General features: G+C 29.5%; 18 protein-coding genes. 11 read left to right on the top strand and 7 right to left on the bottom strand.

Annotation, left to right across the window (positions count from 1 at the left end; translation table 4 throughout):
• Positions 1 to 23: 23 nt before the first annotated feature.
• The 4 genes from ACXYRK_RS00240 to ACXYRK_RS00225 are packed head-to-tail and all read right to left on the bottom strand — an operon-like array spanning position 24 to position 5,281.
• Complete coding sequence (locus tag ACXYRK_RS00240) at positions 24 to 2,234, bottom strand: type 2 periplasmic-binding domain-containing protein (RefSeq protein WP_458617424.1); 2,211 nt, start codon at positions 2,232 to 2,234, stop codon at positions 24 to 26.
• Positions 2,235 to 3,026: an ABC transporter permease gene (locus ACXYRK_RS00235; RefSeq protein WP_458617422.1), complete on the bottom strand. Its 792-nt coding sequence runs from the start codon at positions 3,024 to 3,026 to the stop codon at positions 2,235 to 2,237.
• The gene (locus tag ACXYRK_RS00230) at positions 3,019 to 3,861 is read right to left on the bottom strand and encodes an ABC transporter permease (protein ID WP_435130416.1); all 843 of its coding nucleotides are present in this window, start codon (positions 3,859 to 3,861) and stop codon (positions 3,019 to 3,021) included. The genes ACXYRK_RS00235 and ACXYRK_RS00230 overlap by 8 nt, the downstream gene beginning before the upstream one ends.
• Positions 3,845 to 5,281, bottom strand: a complete 1,437-nt coding sequence (locus ACXYRK_RS00225; RefSeq protein WP_458617420.1) for an ABC transporter ATP-binding protein — start codon at positions 5,279 to 5,281, stop codon at positions 3,845 to 3,847. The genes ACXYRK_RS00230 and ACXYRK_RS00225 overlap by 17 nt, the downstream gene beginning before the upstream one ends.
• 395 nt (positions 5,282 to 5,676) lie before the next feature.
• Here ACXYRK_RS00225 and efp point away from each other — a divergent pair, with 395 nt between their 5' ends.
• The 8 genes from efp (at position 5,677) to ACXYRK_RS00185 (ending at position 14,440) form a co-directional block, all read left to right on the top strand.
• Positions 5,677 to 6,240 (top strand): elongation factor P, encoded by a 564-nt coding sequence (efp, locus tag ACXYRK_RS00220; protein WP_458617418.1) that lies wholly within the window; start codon positions 5,677 to 5,679, stop codon positions 6,238 to 6,240.
• 2 nt (positions 6,241 to 6,242) lie between these two features.
• Positions 6,243 to 6,554: an MMB_0454 family protein gene (locus ACXYRK_RS00215; RefSeq protein ID WP_458614431.1), complete on the top strand. Its 312-nt coding sequence runs from the start codon at positions 6,243 to 6,245 to the stop codon at positions 6,552 to 6,554.
• A gap of 62 nt (positions 6,555 to 6,616) precedes the next feature.
• Positions 6,617 to 7,624, top strand: coding sequence for an MAGa3780 family membrane protein (locus ACXYRK_RS00210; protein ID WP_458614432.1), 1,008 nt, complete (start codon positions 6,617 to 6,619; stop codon positions 7,622 to 7,624).
• Positions 7,614 to 8,666, top strand: coding sequence for a nicotinate phosphoribosyltransferase (locus ACXYRK_RS00205; protein ID WP_458617416.1), 1,053 nt, complete (start codon positions 7,614 to 7,616; stop codon positions 8,664 to 8,666). The genes ACXYRK_RS00210 and ACXYRK_RS00205 overlap by 11 nt, the downstream gene beginning before the upstream one ends.
• Before the next feature lie 51 nt (positions 8,667 to 8,717).
• Positions 8,718 to 11,561 carry an excinuclease ABC subunit UvrA gene (uvrA, locus tag ACXYRK_RS00200; protein ID WP_458617414.1) on the top strand — a complete coding sequence of 948 codons (2,844 nt, stop codon included), beginning with the start codon at positions 8,718 to 8,720 and terminating at the stop codon, positions 11,559 to 11,561.
• Positions 11,562 to 11,581: 20 nt separating this feature from the next.
• A complete protein-coding gene (hprK, locus tag ACXYRK_RS00195) occupies positions 11,582 to 12,514 on the top strand; it encodes an HPr(Ser) kinase/phosphatase (RefSeq protein WP_435130429.1) in 933 nt (310 codons plus the stop codon).
• A complete protein-coding gene (gene lgt, locus ACXYRK_RS00190) occupies positions 12,507 to 13,490 on the top strand; it encodes a prolipoprotein diacylglyceryl transferase (RefSeq protein WP_458617412.1) in 984 nt (327 codons plus the stop codon). The genes hprK and lgt overlap by 8 nt, the downstream gene beginning before the upstream one ends.
• A gap of 23 nt (positions 13,491 to 13,513) precedes the next feature.
• Complete coding sequence (locus ACXYRK_RS00185; RefSeq protein WP_435130433.1) at positions 13,514 to 14,440, top strand: NAD(P)/FAD-dependent oxidoreductase; 927 nt, start codon at positions 13,514 to 13,516, stop codon at positions 14,438 to 14,440.
• A gap of 42 nt (positions 14,441 to 14,482) precedes the next feature.
• On the opposite strand, the gene nusG is transcribed toward ACXYRK_RS00185, so the two are convergent.
• The 3 genes from nusG to rpmG are packed head-to-tail and all read right to left on the bottom strand — an operon-like array spanning position 14,483 to position 15,458.
• Complete coding sequence (gene nusG, locus ACXYRK_RS00180) at positions 14,483 to 15,082, bottom strand: transcription termination/antitermination protein NusG (protein WP_458597324.1); 600 nt, start codon at positions 15,080 to 15,082, stop codon at positions 14,483 to 14,485.
• A 7-nt stretch (positions 15,083 to 15,089) separates the two neighbouring features.
• A complete protein-coding gene (gene secE / locus ACXYRK_RS00175) occupies positions 15,090 to 15,305 on the bottom strand; it encodes a preprotein translocase subunit SecE (RefSeq protein WP_458597325.1) in 216 nt (71 codons plus the stop codon).
• Positions 15,306 to 15,458 carry a 50S ribosomal protein L33 gene (gene rpmG / locus ACXYRK_RS00170; protein WP_435130437.1) on the bottom strand — a complete coding sequence of 51 codons (153 nt, stop codon included), beginning with the start codon at positions 15,456 to 15,458 and terminating at the stop codon, positions 15,306 to 15,308.
• A 155-nt stretch (positions 15,459 to 15,613) separates the two neighbouring features.
• Here rpmG and ACXYRK_RS00165 point away from each other — a divergent pair, with 155 nt between their 5' ends.
• Genes ACXYRK_RS00165 through ACXYRK_RS00155 form a run of 3 tightly spaced genes read left to right on the top strand, consistent with a single transcriptional unit; the run spans position 15,614 to position 17,842 of the window.
• Positions 15,614 to 16,054 carry an RpiB/LacA/LacB family sugar-phosphate isomerase gene (locus ACXYRK_RS00165; RefSeq protein ID WP_458617410.1) on the top strand — a complete coding sequence of 147 codons (441 nt, stop codon included), beginning with the start codon at positions 15,614 to 15,616 and terminating at the stop codon, positions 16,052 to 16,054.
• On the top strand, positions 16,054 to 16,293 hold the full coding sequence (locus ACXYRK_RS00160; RefSeq protein ID WP_458614437.1) for a DUF2188 domain-containing protein: 240 nt from the start codon (positions 16,054 to 16,056) through the stop codon (positions 16,291 to 16,293). The genes ACXYRK_RS00165 and ACXYRK_RS00160 overlap by 1 nt, the downstream gene beginning before the upstream one ends.
• A gap of 43 nt (positions 16,294 to 16,336) precedes the next feature.
• Positions 16,337 to 17,842 (top strand): phospholipase D-like domain-containing protein, encoded by a 1,506-nt coding sequence (locus ACXYRK_RS00155; protein WP_458617408.1) that lies wholly within the window; start codon positions 16,337 to 16,339, stop codon positions 17,840 to 17,842.
• The last annotated feature ends 5 nt before the right edge of the window (positions 17,843 to 17,847 follow it).

Below are 17,847 nucleotides of genomic sequence, written 5' to 3'. Positions count from 1 at the left end.
AAAAAAATCAGGTTCCCCTGATTTTAAGATTTTACTTTTGAAAAATAGTAAGTTGTAATTTGACTTAAGGTTTTATCATCAACAGGTTGGATTGCTTCGTGAATCATCCCATCAGTGTTTTTAATTTCATAAATATTTATTAAATTAAAGTCCTGACCTTCGTATTTATCATTAAAATAATTTCTAAGCACTACCTCATAGTCTGTGATAGCCACCGGATCATAATTAACATAATCAAAATTTTCTAAATTAAGATGTTTTGCCAAATATTCTTTATCTGATATATTAACATATGCCAGCATTTTAGCAATAAAACTTGTTATAAATTCGGTTCATATTTCTTGTTTTTCATTATCACTTTTTTCATTTGTTTTTTTTAAAGCATCATCAAATAATCCTTTAATTGTTTCAGATGTATCTTCATCTGAAAGATCATTGTTTACAACTGAATAAACATAAGTAGCAAGAATTTTATCATTTTTTGTTTTTGAAACTTTATCAACAAATTCTTCTTTTGAAATAGTAAACAAATCAGTTTGTGATTTTTGTGCTAATTGCGAAAATTTATTTATAAATTCTGAATAATTTTTACTAAGATAATTTTCTAAAAGATGTGGGACATATGAGATTCTTTGCTCTTGATCTACATCGTTACCTTGATCGTAGTCATCTCTTAGTTTATAAAATTCATTGAATTTTTCAGCGTTTTGTTTTGATGCTAAGTTAATTTCATTGTATAAAGAATTTATAAATGTATTAATATCACTAGTTTTTATATCTGAAGAATCAATTTTGCCTAACTCTAGGGTTTTTAAATCCTTTCATACATTAGCTACATATTCTTCAGTCACTAAATTTTGTGCTTTAGCAATCTCTGTATCAGATGTGTTTTCATTAAAAGTAGATATCATTTTTTGGTTAACGAGTTTATCATACCTACTACCGATATCGTTAAGATATGAATAATAACCTTGAGAAATAGCTTTTTGATATTCATTACTTAATTCTTTTGGAATATGTGATGAAATAACTATACCATCAACTAAAAGAATGTTTTGGTGTGGTTTAACAGCACGAATTGATCCATCAGGAACATCTGGAAAGTTATCTTCACTATAATATGCATCAATTGCATCCCCGTTATACATAATTGCAGATGTTACATCGGGACGTTTTTTATTGATTAAATCATTTGCTATTTCTAATCCATCACCTTTTAAACTTATATGTTTTGCATTGCGGACATCAAAACCAGTCCCGTCTTTAATTAAGTCTGCAAATGAATCGATAAGAATTTTATATGGTTGTGTATTAGTCAAAGAATCATCTTTTACTACTGCACCAGTAAATTTGTCTAAAGTGCGACCACCATCAGGTAGTGGTCAGTAAGCAGAACCATACAGCATATTATCACGAATTGCATCGGTGATTTCTCAGTCTTGATAACCATTAACTTTTAATGTCTTTAAAATATTAATTAATGCATATGGGTCTTTTATACTGCTTTTGTTAGGTGTGATAAATTTATCAGCATATTTGCTAAAGTCAATTCCTGAATCTTCATCAAAGGCATTCTTATTTAGCTTTTCTTTATTAATTTTATGAATATTATATGCAACTACCATATCTTGTGAATAATATGGATAAAAGTATTCTCATAATGATTCATCGCTGTTGTTATCACCTTTTTTGCTTAAATCGTAACGATTTAAATGTTCTCATATCTCAGGACGCATCGATAAGCGAACATAATTTTTAATTTGAATGTATGATTTTTGTGCATCTTGATATTTAATTAAAACATCATTGTATGTATCTTTTAAATTTTGGTTATTTGGATTTTTGATGAGTTGTTTTTTAAGATCATCCAATTGATGTTTTAATGGTTGATATTCTAAGTAATTAGAATACTGTGGTAAGTTGAAGAAAATCGAGTAATTGAGCTTACCGATAAGTTGTTTTTTAGCAAGCTCTACTGCTAAAAATTCTGAACCAATTCCAGCAACTGCTTTGTTATTAATTAAAGCATTACTAAATTGATTAATTTCATCGAATTCTTTATAATCAAATGTATGTGCAAGTTGAGCAATATTGGCATCAGACATATATGATTTATAGTTATAAAAACTTGGTTTAAATTGATTTTCGACTTTTGATGCTAAAACTGCTGAGAAACCTGAAATTGCACCTATTGTGATAGTTGATGCTAATAAAAGTTTCTTATTTAGTTTCATTTATCCCTTTTTCTTGGTTTTGTAAATTGCATAACCAATGTTTCCTAAAATAGTAATAAATAAAACGATTGAACCGATAACCAATCCTCATGGTTCAAATGCACCCTCATATAATTTTGTACCTAAAGTACTTGCATTTGATACAGTGCGGGTTATGATAAAGTCATCAAAACTAAGAACACTTGAAACTAAAATAACTGTAATAATTGATGGAATCATATAAACAAGGTAGGTTTTAAATCATGCACGAGTTTTTGAGTAACCTAAATCCTGCGATGCTTCGAAGAGGTTATTGTTAAATTTTTCACTACGTGGTAGCATTAAAGAAATTCCATAAGGTAATGCCATAATTGTATGTGCTACTATCAATCTACCAAAACCTTCTGAATCAACTGCAACAATACCAAAGAACAATGAAAACACTAACACAAGACCTAATGCAGTGATGTTATCAGGATTGATAAGTGGGATATTTGATGTTGCTGTCAAAGTAGAACGCATTAAACGATTTTTTTGTCGATAAAGAGCATAAACGGTAATTAAACTTATAATAACAACTAATGTTGAAACAATAATTGCTAATAAAATTGTGTTTAATAAAGCAAGCCCACGTCCGTTATCAAATAAAGTTACTCAGTTTTCAAAAACACCTTTAGTTCAAGTTGGATTAAACTCACCTTTTGGTGTTTTTTGATTAAAACTAAATACTACACCTGTTATTAAAGGAACATAAATAATTGCTAAAATAATATAAATATAACTACGTCTTAAAAATTCAGTAACTTTATTCATAGTGTGCTCCTTTTTTAAATTTAAAAATGAGTTTTGGTATGAATATAAATAAAGAATATACACCAATGAAGATAGCGGAAACCACTATAACAAGTGCAGAACCACTACTTAGATCATATTTATTACCAGGATTTAGTTTTGAGTTGATTAAATCTCCGATAAGTTGGTGTTGTGAACCATCTGGAAGTAATTTTGCACTAATTACAAAGGTTGTTGCACTAGCCAAGAAAATAATTGCTAAACCACTTAATATAGCTTTAGTTCCATATGGAACGATAACTTTAAACATTGTTTGAATATTATTGTATCCTAAATCATTACTTGCTTCAATAATATTTTTTGGCATATCTTTAAATACTGTATATAAAGGTAAAACCATTAGAGGTAGGTTTAAATAGGTAAGACCAAAGATTATAAAAAGTTCACTATTGAGTGTTTTAGGATTTGTATGAAAAATAGCTAATGCTAAACCTTTAATTGAGTAAATTCGAGCAATGGTAAAAATTGCCATCGGACTAATCATTAAACTTAATGCAAAAAGTTTAAAGATTTTTGATTTAGATGTTGAAATAAAATAAGCATATGGAAAACCGATGATTAAGCATAAGAAGGCAGAAACAATTCCTATTCATAATGAACGACCAATAATGTTTCAAGTGTTAAGATCTTTAAGCAACACTGCTGCATCAAAAGATTCATTATTGGTTGCTGAAAAAGCACTGATAACAATCATTAATACAGGTAATACAATTAAGAAAATTGCAATTAATAAGTAAGGTAAGAATAACCAGGCTTTTTTGTCAAAAGTGAATGTTTGTTTAATTTTTGAAAACATTAGTTGTATAATCTCACTTTGGATCTTTTTTCATCAAATGAATGGTATCAATTGTTCAACTTAAATATACTTTTTCATCAATGTCGAATTTTTTGGCTGTTTCAACATATAAAATATCTTCATCTTCTGTTTCAACTGTTAAATAATAATAACTTCCTCGGTAGGAAATATCTTTTACATAACTTGGTATTTTTCCGCTCATCGATGTTGGATTACTTGTTATATCTATATCTTCAGGTCTAATTAATGCATCGAGGGTGTTTTCACTTCCGAATTCTTCGATATCATAGATAGTTTTGAATTCTCTACCTAACAATTTTACATTCCCGTTAGGTAAAAATTTAGCATCAAAAATATTTGAATCTCCAACAAATCTAGCAACTCATATATTTACAGGGTAGTCATATATGTTTTTAGGTGTATCATATTGTTCGATTATTCCATCGCGCATTACAGCAATGCGATCAGAAAGTTCAAGTGCTTCAGATTGGTCATGGGTTACAAAGATGAAAGTGAGTCCTAATTCTTGTTGTACACTTCTTAGTAACTCCTGCATCTTTTTACGGATTTTAGCATCCAGAGCAGATAAAGGTTCATCAAGCAGCAAAATTTCAGGTTCAATAACTAAACTACGAGCGAGAGCAACACGTTGCTTCATTCCACCTGATAACTTAGAAATTGCTTTAGTTTCATTACCTTTTAAACCAACTAATTCGATGATTTTTTCAATTTTTTCATCCATTTCACTAGCAGTCATCTTACGTTTGAAATATCTATTTTCAAATGCTTCCTTCTTTTGAGCAACATAATTCTCTCAATAAGAATATTTAAAATCTAAATCATCCAACCAATTTTGGATGCGATTATATTGCGATGTATCTGCTGGTATCTTTTTTAAAGCTTCGATATATTTATCTTGCTGTGTATCAATTTTATCCATTTTTGCATCGGCTTTTTTGGTTCATTCTTCAATTTTATGTTTAAGTAAATCGATGTGTTTTTGATTGATTTCTTCTTTTTTAATACGTTTTAATTTCAAACCATATGCAATGTTTCCTTGCACATTTAAATGTGGAAACAATGCATAATCTTGAAAAATGGTTGAAACATTACGTTTATGCGGAGAAAGGTCTTTAATATCATAACCGTTAAATAAAATTTCACCACGAGTTGCTCATTCAAAACCACCTATAAGTCTTAAGATGGTAGTTTTTCCTGAACCAGATGGACCAAGCATAGTAACAAATTCACCACGCTTGATTTGTAAATCTATCTTATGTAAGACAGTTTTGTCACCGAACTCTTTAACAACTTCTTTAAGTTCGATAATTGGCATATTTGCTTTTTTAGTTTTTTTCAAACTAATTTCACGAGTTGTTTCAATTTGTTTTGATTGATTATTATCTGAATTAATATACATTGTATCTCCTTTCTTATTGGTTTAAATAAGCAGCAGGGAGACGGTATCGAAAAGATTCTCACAGTATTCTTCGATACTGTAAGATAAAGACGGATATTCTAAATCACAAAAATTGCTTAAGATGTTTTTAATAGCTAATTTTTGAATTAAAATATTTTTGCTTTTCATATTTTTATATTTTATATAAGAGCAAAAAAAATCATAATAAATTCTTAATTTTTTTGTAATGTTATTTATAGAAGTAAATGGTTAATATGTTTTCGTATGATAAGACTATATATAAATTCTTTAAAATAACAAATATGATTTTATTTGTTATGAGATAAAAAGGATGCATATTTAAATTTTTTCAGTTATAATTTATAAAACATAAAAAAAGTCAGAAACGAGGAAATATGATAAATGTAAATGAATTTAAGCCTGGAATAACATTTCAAGATGATGGAGAAATTTTTGTTGTTTTAGAAGCTCAACATTCTAAACAAGGACGTGGACAAGCAAATGTTAAAACAAAAGTAAAAAATCTAAGAACAGGTTCAACCACCGTAAAATCTTATACAGGTGGAGACAAGTTAAAACCGGCTCACATCGATAAAAGAAAAATGGATTATCTTTATTCAGATGGTGAAAATATTATTTTAATGGACAAAGAAACATATGAGCAAATTGAAATTTCACTTGATAAAGTTACTTGAGAAATGAACTTTTTAAAAGAAGGACGGGAAGTTCAGATTCGTATGTTTGAAAACGAAGTTTTGGATATCGAGCTACCTGTTAATGTAACTTTACAAGTTACATCAGCACCAGATGCTGTAAAAGGTAATACCACTACAAATCCACAAAAAAAAGTGATTGTTGAAACAGGTTATGAACTAGAAACACCGATGTTTATTAAAGAAGGTGATATTATTATTATTTCAACTGAAACAGGTAAGTATTCTGGTAAATCAAAAGAGTAATTATGTCAAATTATATTAATGTTCCCTTTAATTCAGATCAAATTTATGTTGTTAAAGAGGGTGCTTTTTTAGATATTATAAAATTTACAATGTCAGATTTTAAAGAAATTAAAGTTGTTGGTAAACCTAATTTAGTATTTGAAGAAAATCATACAAATCTAATGATATACCTAGAAATAAAAGTAAAGGAAACATCGCGAAAATCATTAAATACATTATTTAAAAATATCAGTAACCAGTTAAAAAGTGCTATAAAATCTTTAATTGATATTAAACCAAAAAATATTCAATTAATTTTAAAGGGATTTTATTAGTTTTACATAAAATAATATTAAAAGTTTGTCTTATGTATCATCAGTTAAATAAAAGGAAATATATGGAAAAAGGTTTTAGAAAGTTTTATTATACTTATAAACATTTCGATTCCAAAGATTGAGCAACCTTTATTATAGGAGTCAATCTTATTCTTTTATATATTTCAATTATTTTATGAAACTGAGCAGATAAAAGTTATGAAACTTGAAAAGTATATAATCAAAATCCAGATTTACTTAGGAAAATCAAAGAAATAGCAGATTCAAATCCAAATATGCAACGTGAAGTATATCGCAGTTTGCTTCCTAATGCAGTGCTATTATTGTGAGGAGGAACAACTTATTGATTTACTTTTATGTCAAATGTTTTAATGGCAATTACGATTTTAATCTTTCCGTTTTTTAAAAAATCCCGTAAAATGCAAAAATTTTATTTTTCTGGAATAGTTTATATTATCATAGTTGTATCAGCTTTTTGATTTGGTTATATAGTTGATTCTAGCATCGGTGGAAATGATACAGATAACGATTTTTATCGAACTTTAGTATGACATGCGATCGCTCCATTCTTTGGTATAATTACTCTTTTTTGAGAAAGAAAAAGAATTCGTGTAAGTACCCGTGTTATATGAAGTTTTTCGATTTATCCAGTTACATATTTGATTTTTGTTATTTTTATATATACATTTGGTTATAAATTTAAAAATCTTAGTCAACATGACTTTTTACCGAGTATAGTAGCACAAACTAATGAAGAAAATTATATTATTCCAAAGATATATAATACCGAATTAGATCGCGGGATAGCAATTTATTCAGTTATCAGTTTCTGACATCCACTAGGTTATAGTGGAGATAATTTATATTTAAAATCTATTTTAATATTAATAATGATTTCTCTATCTTTCTTTTCGGCGCCTGCTGTTGGTTTTATCCTTAGAAAAGTATTGAGAATCTTACAACCAGGACAAAAAGCCTTACCTCCAGTTTACTTTATTAAAACTAAAGAAAGAATTGAAGCGATAGAGCAACGTAAAGCAGTTATGCAGGAAGCAAAAAATGAAAAATAAAAAGGATGATAAAGCAACCGATTATGTTGCAAGTTATTTTAATAAAACCCAAGAAGTTATAAAGCAGCATAATCCAAAAAATATTATTACACTACAGTTTTTTCAGCGTCGAGATGATAGTATTTTAGCAGGAATGCAAGAAGTTTTAGGATTACTTGAAGAACAAACTGACACTTCTAAATATAAAATTAAATATTTACCTGATGGTAGCAAAATCAATAATTTAGAGATTGTATTAGAACTTACAGGACATTATCAAGATTTTGGAATTTGAGAAGGTATGATAGACGGGATTTTGGCTCGCTATACTTCGATTGCCACCAATGCATATGATATTAAGAAAGTTGCTAATAACAAAGAAATAATTTTTATGGGTGATCGTGCTGATCATTTTATCAATCAAACAATCGATGGATATGCAGTTGGTATTGCAGGTATTCACATTGTATCAACGCCGATGCAGAAATTTGCTCAAAAAAACAATCAAGAAAGTGTTTTCGGAAGTATGCCTCATGCTTTAATACAAAATTTTGATGGTGATGTAGTTGCAGCCACACTTGCATTTCAAAATAGTTTTCCAAACGATAAAATTATCGCTTTAGTAGATTACAATAATGATGTTGTTAAAGATTCGTTAGCAGTATGGAATGCATTAGGTGATAAGGTTTGAGGTGTTCGGATTGATACATCTAAGAATATGAAGGATCATATGTTTGATAATGAACCTGATAATCCAGATTTTTATGGTGTTAATGTTGAACAAGTAAAAAGATTGCGTGTGGCATTGGATGATGTAGGTGCTAAGAATTATAAAATTGTTGTTTCATCTGGATTTAATGCATCTAAAATAGCATATTTTGAAGCTTCAAATGCACCTGTAGATTTTTATGGAGTTGGACAAAGTATATTTAAATTAAATAATTCATTTTCTGCTGATGCAACCTTATTAAATGGTAAAAAACAAGCTAAAGAAGGCCGCGGATATCGCTATAATCCAAACCTAATTGATTATATACCTAAATCAAATAATAATAAAGCATAAAATGTTTATTACTGGTATATAGCTATAAACATTTATATTTAAAGAGGTGATATGAAAGATGATGTATTAGTGATTAAAGGTGCCCGCGAAAATAATTTAAAAAATATTAATTTAACAATCCCGAAAAACAAGTTAATAGTTTTTACAGGTCTAAGTGGAAGCGGGAAAAGTTCGCTTGCTTTTAATACTATATATGAAGAAGGTCGCAGACGATATGTTGATTCGCTAAGTTCATATTCTAGAATGTTTTTAGGTGGAACAAAAAAACCTGATGTGGATAAAATCGAAGGACTTAGTCCTGCTATTTCAATTGAACAAAAAACTGTTCATAATAATCCACGTTCAACTGTTGGAACTGTAACTGAGTTGTATGATTACTTTAGATTACTTTTTGCAAGGATTGGTAGGGTTTTTTGTCCAAATCATAACATTGAAATAAGTTCACAAACTTCAAAAGACATTCTTGATCAAATTTTTTTAAATAATCAAGATCAAAAAATTGCAATATATGCTCCATTGGTTGAAGGTGAAAAAGGAAGCCATCAAAACCTACTTGAAAAACTTAAAAATGATGGTTACACACGGGTAAAAATTGATGGAGATATGTATTTACTTGAAGATGAAATTAAACTAAATAAGAACAATAAACATAACATTGATTTAGTTATTACCAGAGCAATTGAAGTAAGTGAGCAAAAGTATAATGAAATTTCAGAAGCAATTAATATTGCTACTGAAAAATCAGGTGGGATAGTTAGAATAGAGAATTTAACTACTAAACAAGTAAATATTTATTCAAAGTTATATGCATGTATTTATAAGGATTTTTCAGTTCCAAAAATAGAACCAAGAATGTTTTCCTTCAATGCTCCATATGGGATGTGTGAAAATTGTAAGGGATTAGGTTTAGAATTTAAAGCAGATATCGATGTGTTAATCTCTGAGCAATGAAGAACAATCGAACAAGGGGCAATTAAATATTTTGCTAATACTGTAAATACTCAAAATCTTGAATGACAAGAATATGATGCAATGTTAGAATATTATCATATTCCTAAAAATTTACCAATTGATGAGATGAACGATGAGCAAATGAAGCGAATTTTATACGGTTCGCAAAATGATGAAATAGATTATGTATTGATTTCATCATCAGGGAATAAATATCGCCGTCGCGATAAAATTGCAGGAATTATAACCTTAATTGAAAATCATTATTACAATACAACTTCTGAAAATCGTCGTGATTATTTAAAAAAATATATGGGAACCTTTGCTTGTTCATTATGTAAAGGAGCCCGTTTAAATCAGCATGCATTATCAGTAAAAATAGATAAGTTGAATATTTTTGATTATATAAAAATGTCAATTGAAAAATTGCTTGAAAAAATCGAAGAAGTACAATTAAAACTTAGTGAGCATCAACTTTCAATTTCGAATCTAATTTTTAAAGAAATTATCGATCGATTATCATTTTTAAAGAATGTAGGTTTAGAATATTTAACCCTTGACCGTAGCGCAGAAAGTTTGTCAGGAGGTGAAGCGCAACGGATTCGTTTAGCTACCCAAATCGGATCAAATTTATCAGGAGTTTTATATGTTTTAGATGAACCTTCAATTGGATTGCACCAAAAAGATAATCAAAAACTAATTCAAACATTGAAAAATATGGTTGATTTAGGTAACACTTTAATAGTTGTTGAACACGATGAAGAAACCATCTTTGCTGCTGATTATATAGTTGATATTGGCCCGCAAGCCGGTGAACATGGTGGAAAAATAGTAGCTTTTGGTGATTTAGAAAATATTATTAATTCTCCTGAATCAATTACTGGTAAATATTTATCAGGTGAATATCAAATCAAAATACCTAAAAAGCGTCGACCTGGTAATCAAAATTTTATTGAAATAAAAGGTGCTCGTGAGAACAATCTAAAAAATATTGATGTTAAAATCCCACTTGGGATGCTAGTAGGAATAACAGGTGTATCAGGCAGCGGGAAAAGTACATTAGTTAATGATATTTTAGTTGCAGGAATTCAACATATGCGAGGTTTAACCGAAGGAAGTGTGCAACGAAAAGCTAAGTTTGATACCATTAAAGGACTTATTAATATTGATAAAGTTGTACCTATTTCACAAAGCCCGATTGGACGAACTCCTAGATCTAATCCTGCTACATACACAGGTGTTTTTGATGACATCCGAGATGTATTTGCTAATGTTGCAGAAGCTCGTGCTAGAGGTTATAATAAAGGAACTTTTAGTTTCAATACTAATGGGGGTCGCTGCGAAAAATGTTCTGGTGATGGTTATTTGAAAATAGAAATGCATTTTTTACCAGATGTTTACATCCCTTGTGACCAATGTGATGCCAAACGCTACAACCGTGAAACACTTGAAATCAAATACCGTGATAAAAATATTAATGATATTTTAGAAATGAGTGTGGAAGCAGCTTTTGAATTTTTCAAAAATCATAAAAAAATTAGTGAAAAACTTCAATTTTTATTAGATGTTGGATTAGGTTATATCAAACTTGGGCAAATGTCTACAACTTTATCAGGTGGAGAAGCACAAAGAGTTAAATTAGCAACCTATTTACAACGCAAACCTACAGGTAAAACATTATATGTTTTAGATGAACCAACAACTGGATTACACATTCATGATGTTAAGAAATTAATTGAAATTTTAGATCGCATTGTTGATAAAGGTGATTCAGTAATTGTGATTGAGCATAATTTAGATGTGATTAAAAACTGTGATTATTTAATTGATTTAGGTCCTGACGGCGGAGTTAAAGGTGGTAGAATAGTTGCATCTGGAAGTCCTGAAGAAGTTGCTAAATGACATGTTGGATACACAGCTGAATTTTTATCCAAAATTTTATAATTTCTTTATAATTAATTAATATGAATCGTAAAAATATCAGTGTTAGACATATTGTGAACTTATTTAATTTAAAACTTTTAAATAATGATTTAAATAAAGTTAATTGAGGATGTGTGTATCGGCCTGCAATAAAACAAGTTGGTCTGGAATTAACCGAACATATCGGAAATAGTGATTTATCAGGAAATATAATTTCATGAGGAACTACCGAATCTATATGATTTCAAAGCATCGGGCGAGTAGCAGCATTGCGAGCAATTGAACATGTGTTTTTAGGTAATCCACCATTGGTGCTGCTTTCAAGACGTATTTCTAAACCTGCTTTAAGTTGAATTCAATTAATGGCTGATAAATATGGTGTACCAGTTTGCTTGACTCCGATGTCTTCATCTTATATAGCAACCAATATCGGGTCTTATTTAAATAACCATTTTGCAGATGAAAAATTAGTACATGGTTGTTTAGTTTTAGTAGGTGGTACTGGTGTTTTGATAACAGGTGTATCAGGGATAGGAAAATCTGAAGCAGCCTTAGAGTTAGTGCAAAAAGGTCATGTTTTAATTAGTGATGATTCAGTTTTAATCAAAGATAATGGAAATTTATTTATCGGTAAATCACCAAAAATAACTCAAAATATGTTAGAAGTACGTGGAATTGGTATAATTGATGTAAAATATACATACGGAATTCGAGCTGTAGCACCATCATCGATTATCAATTTAGTTGTTGAATTGGTTCGTACTGAAAAACAAAATGAGTTAGATCGCATTGGAGTCGATTTTCTTAAATACCCAATTTTAGGTCGTAGCATTAAGAAAATACAAGTTCCAATCAAAGAAGGGGGTTCAGCTGCTTCATTAATTGAAGCTGCTGTCAGTGCCTATTTATCGCGTCACGATGGACTTGATATCTTGAAAGAAATAGAAAAAAGGAGGTTAGAACTAGATGACTAGTATTCCGATATGAGTACCTGAAACAGCAAAGCACGAAGGGATACCAGATGCACCTTTATTTAGTATTGGTTCATTTAGCGTGCAGGTATATTCATTAATGATTATGCTCGGTTATTTAGCATCCATTTTAACAATCATTTATTTTTGAAAACGAGAGAAGTTAAATATGGATAAACTCTTTGTGTTAATCATTATTACCATCCCACTTGGGATTTTAGGTTCGCGTCTTGGATATATAATCGAGCAACTTATTTATCAAGATGAACCATTTAAAGGTTCGGCTTGGTATAAAATCTGAGAGGGTGGATTAAGTATTCAAGGTGGACTTGTAGTAACGATTTTAGTAGATTTATTTTATGTTTATACACAACGCAAACACTTAGATATTCGAAAAGCTGCATCAATAATTATTCCTACCATCTTAATAGGTCAATTTATTGGTCGTTGGGGTAACTATGCAAACCATGAAGTTTATGGAAAAATCGATTGAAGCGGACAAAGTTCATTAATCTTTGGTAAAACCTTTGCACAAAATATGTATATCTCTGATGCTTTAACTAATTCAATGGGATTAAACGGAGCATATCGTTATCCATTATTCTTATATGAAGGATTAGCAAACTTAGTTGGATATATTTTAATTGTATGAGTAATAAACTTCTTTGGTATCTTTAAACCTGGAAGCAGCATTGGTTTATACTTAATTTGATACGGACTGCTACGTATGGCGATGGAACCACTGCGTGAAGAAGCATATGGATTATATCAATATGTTGCGATAGCATTTGTTATTGTCGGTGTATTAGTATTTATTTACTATCAAATGTGAGCTAAAGTTAAATATAAAGTAGAATACAGACATAAAGTGTTTAAATTCTATCAATATCAAAATCAAAATGCTTACTTTCAATATGTTGATGCTACATCAATAATCCATATGTTTAAAAAAGCATATTCTTATATATGATTTAAATAAGTTGAATTAAATAAGGAGTTATTATGGAAAAAGAAATTTATGATTTAGTTATTATTGGAGCAGGACCTGCTGGTTTAAATGCAGCATTATATGCTTCACGTGCAGAATTAAAAACAATTTTTATTGAAAAAGGCGCACCTGGTGGAAAATTAGTGGTAACAAATAAGGTGGAAAATTGACTTGGAACCGAAATGACTGAAGGGTGACAACTTGCAACACATTTTTTAGAACATGCTAAAAAATTTGGTGCAAAATATCAATATGGTGAAGTTGAAGAACTGATTAACCATTCGGATTATGAAAAAGAAGTTAAATTAACAAACGGGAAATCAGTATTTGGTCGCACTGTATTGATAGCAACCGGAATGAAAAACCGCGAACCAAACTTTATTAAAAACTTTCAAGAATTTTTAAACCGCGGAGTTAGTTATTGTGCAATTTGTGATGGTCCACTTTATAAAGGATTTCCATCATTGGTGCTTGGTGCAGGTAATTCAGCAGTTGAAGAAGGAACTTATTTAACCAATATTGCTTCACATGTACATATTGTAATCAAAGATGCAGATTTCACAGCAGAAAAAAGATTAGTTGATGAATTACTTGCTAAGCCAAATGTTACTGTTTATCGTGAATCACAAATTAAAGAATTACAAGGACATGATTCGTTAGAATCTGCTGTTATTGTAGATAAAAACGGAAATGAAACAACTATTTCAATTGGATCATTTTTCCCTTACATTGGAATGGTTCCTACCACAACCTTTGCTAAAAACCTCAATATTTTAGATAAAAACGGGTTTATAGAAACCGATGAATTTATGCAAACTAGAATTAAAGGAATTTTTGCTGCAGGTGACATCCGAACTAAAGATATTCGTCAAATTATCACAGCTGCCTCAGATGGAGCAATTGCTGCTAAAAAAATATCAGATTATATTAATTTTAAGTAAGAAAAATAAAGGATGCTAATTGCATCCTTTATTTTTGATCAATTATTTATCTGCTAAGCGAACCGAATCTAAATCAACTGTTACTTCAGATTTTTTACCATAACTTTCAATCAACAAAGTCACTTCTTTATTTTTATGATCAATCGCTATTACTTCTGCAACATAACCAGTATATGGACCTTCAATAACTTCAACAAAATTATGTTCTTCTAAACCGAAATTGTATTCACCTGAATCAAAACGTCGTTGTGCTTCTTTTTCTTTTTTATGCATTTTAGTAATTTCAAGATTAGATACTGGAGTAGGTTTTGCTCCCTTACCAGAAGAACCAACCAATCCAGTAACATATTGAGTGTTACGCACCAAGAATCAAGCTTTATCAGACATATGCATATGAGCAAAAATATAACCTGGATATAAATTTACATATTTAACCTTAAATTCATTACCTTCTAATTTCTTTTGATGTTCTTTAGAAGTTAGTGTTGGACGTTGAAAGATTTTAAATGCTCCTTGTGGTGTTGCGGTTAAATCAAAATCATGTAATAAATCTTCAGCAACTATTCGGTTATTTAATGATTCGATAACTTGTTGTTCTTTACCTCTAACGGTAGAAATCATATATCATTTCAAATTACTCATAAGCCTCCTAAATGTTTCATAATTTGAATAAATGTGTAAAGCCAAATGATAAGGCTGTTACAAAAATAGTGAATATTACAGTAAAAATTAAAATTTTTACAAAGTTAATTGAATTTGTTTTTGCATCGGGTCATCTAACACGTCTAACCTCTTTAACTAGCTTGCGCATCCAAAAACGTTTTTTTCGCTTCGATTTAACGATATGTTCGTTTTCTTGTGACATTTAAACCTCTTCTTTATGTATTGTATGTTTGTGACAATGGATACAATGTTTTTTAACAGTTAAGCGTTCAGTTTTACCTAAACTCTTATTAGTTGTGTAATTTTTACGACGACATTCACTACAAGACATTGCTACTTTATGATTAGTCTTCATATTTATTAATTCTACCATATTATTTAAAATTTGCTATAAATCAAGCAAACAAAACAATTTAAGATTTTTATAATTCTTATGTAAAATTTCATTTTTTCTTTATAATACTATAAGAATTTAGTATAATACAAAAAAATACACAAAAAAGGAATAAAATGGATAAAAAAATTGTTGCTTTTGCAAGCGATCATGCCGGTTATAAACTTAAAGAAGAACTTAAAAATTATGTTGAATCTTTAGGTTATAAAGTAGTTGATTTAGGACCAAACACTGATGCAGTTCCAAGTTCATATGCGACTCAAGGACATAAATTAGCTGAATATATGGATAAAGAAGATTCTGCATTTGGTATCGGGGTATGTGGTACAGGTTTAGGAATTTCATATGCACTAAATCGTCATAAACACATTCGAGCTGCTAGAGTTACTTCGTTAGAAGATACTCATTTAGCAAAATTACACAATAATGCCAATGTTTTAGCATTCGGAGGACGTCAAATTGCTCCAGAAAATGCTAAAAAAATGGTTGATGAGTATTTAAAAACAAATTATGAAGGTGGTAGACACCAATCAAGAATAGAGGAGTTAGATAAATAATGGCAGACAAGTTAGTTGAGAAAAAAGACTTAAAACCTACCTGACATATCACATTAGATAAAGAAAAAGGTAAATGAAGAGTATCGCGTGAAGGTTCAGAACGCGCAACTATTACATTTGATACTCAAAAAGAAGCGATTCCATATGCTCGTGATTTAGCTAAAAAACATAACGGAACATACTATATACACGGAGAAAACGGAAAAATCCGTGCTGGAAAAGGTTATAAACCAGAATAAAAATATACGCAATATTGGTTGATATTGCGTATTTCATTAAATTATGAAAACAGGAATTTTTAGTAAAAGATTTTTTATCTTTATAGCTCAATTTATTTTTCTTTTTGCTTTATTAGCAGGGATAGCAAGTCTGTTATTTTTGATCAATGCTAACTATATTTACTTATTTTTGACAATAGCTTATTTTGTTAATACTTTTTTTGTGTTTTTTATTGGTTTACAACGGCGCAATTTTGAAGCAAAATTAGGTTGATTATATATCTTAATTTTATTCCCGGTTGTAGGACATGCTCTTTTCTTTGGTTTTGGTTGAATTTCACGAAACAGAAGTGAAATCAAACTAAAAAATGATCCTAGATATAAAATTAATACATACGAATCGCTCGGATTAACTAGCACACATGAATGTTATGATGCAAATTTAAAGGCTGTTGCTCGCATTAATGATACCAAGACCAAAAGTTCCCAATACCATTTTTATAACGAAGGTTATCGGTTTTATAAAACATTATTTGAAGCAATAAAAAATGCTCAAAAATCAGTATTTATTATTTCATATATAATCAAAAAAAGCGAAATTTCAAAAGAGTTTTTAGATCTTATTAAACAAAAACACTCACAAGGTATCGAAATAAGATGATTAATTGATTTTTTTGGTGCATATCATTCTCAAAAAAAACAAATAAAGAAATTAATTAAGTTAGGTATTAAAATTATTTATATTGGTAAAATTTATTATCCATTTATTAATGCTGCAAGTTTTAACCGCAACCATCAAAAATTTATTATTATAGATTCACAAATAGTGTTTTCTGGCGGAAATAATATTTCTGATGAATATGCTTCATTATCAAAAAAATATGGGCACTGAATTGATGTTAATTATAAAATAACAGGTGAATATGTTAATGTTTATATCTTGCTTTTTTTAAAACTTTGACATATTTTTGCTAAAGAAGAACTAAAACCTACTCAATATTTGTCATCAATTTGCGATGATGACCATCGCAATCATTCTGTTTTAGTTGCTGAATCACCAAGTTTTCCACATTCTGTTTCCGAATTTACTTGATTAAAGTTATTTGCTAACGCTAAAGAAAGTATTAAAATTGCATCACCATATTTTTCAGCATCCGATGCTCTGTATCGACAATTTTTATTATGTTTAAAAAGTGGGGTAGAAATAACTGTATACTTTCCAGGCTTACCAGATAAGAAAATAGTGCATCAAATTGGATTATGACAACTTAAAAAACTTATTAAACATGGGTTAAAGGTAAAAATATATAATGACCATTTTATGCATTCTAAAATCGGTATCATTGATTCACAAATTGCTTGAGCAGGTAGTGCTAATTTAGATAGTCGTAGTATGAATTCGCAGTATGAAACAATGGATATTATTTATGGAGATGCAGTTGCGCAAGTTAATGATATTTTTGATGAATATGATAAATATTGCAGTGATTTAACAGATAATCCAAAGTTAAATAAAGATTACAACATCTTTGAAAAATTCTTTTTTTCTTGAATGAAATTATTAATATAAGGAGT

It is taken from the genome of Mycoplasma sp. AC1221, assembly GCF_054353815.1.
Note: the sequence above shows the minus strand (reverse complement) of the source record. Positions and strands in the feature narration are given on the sequence as shown.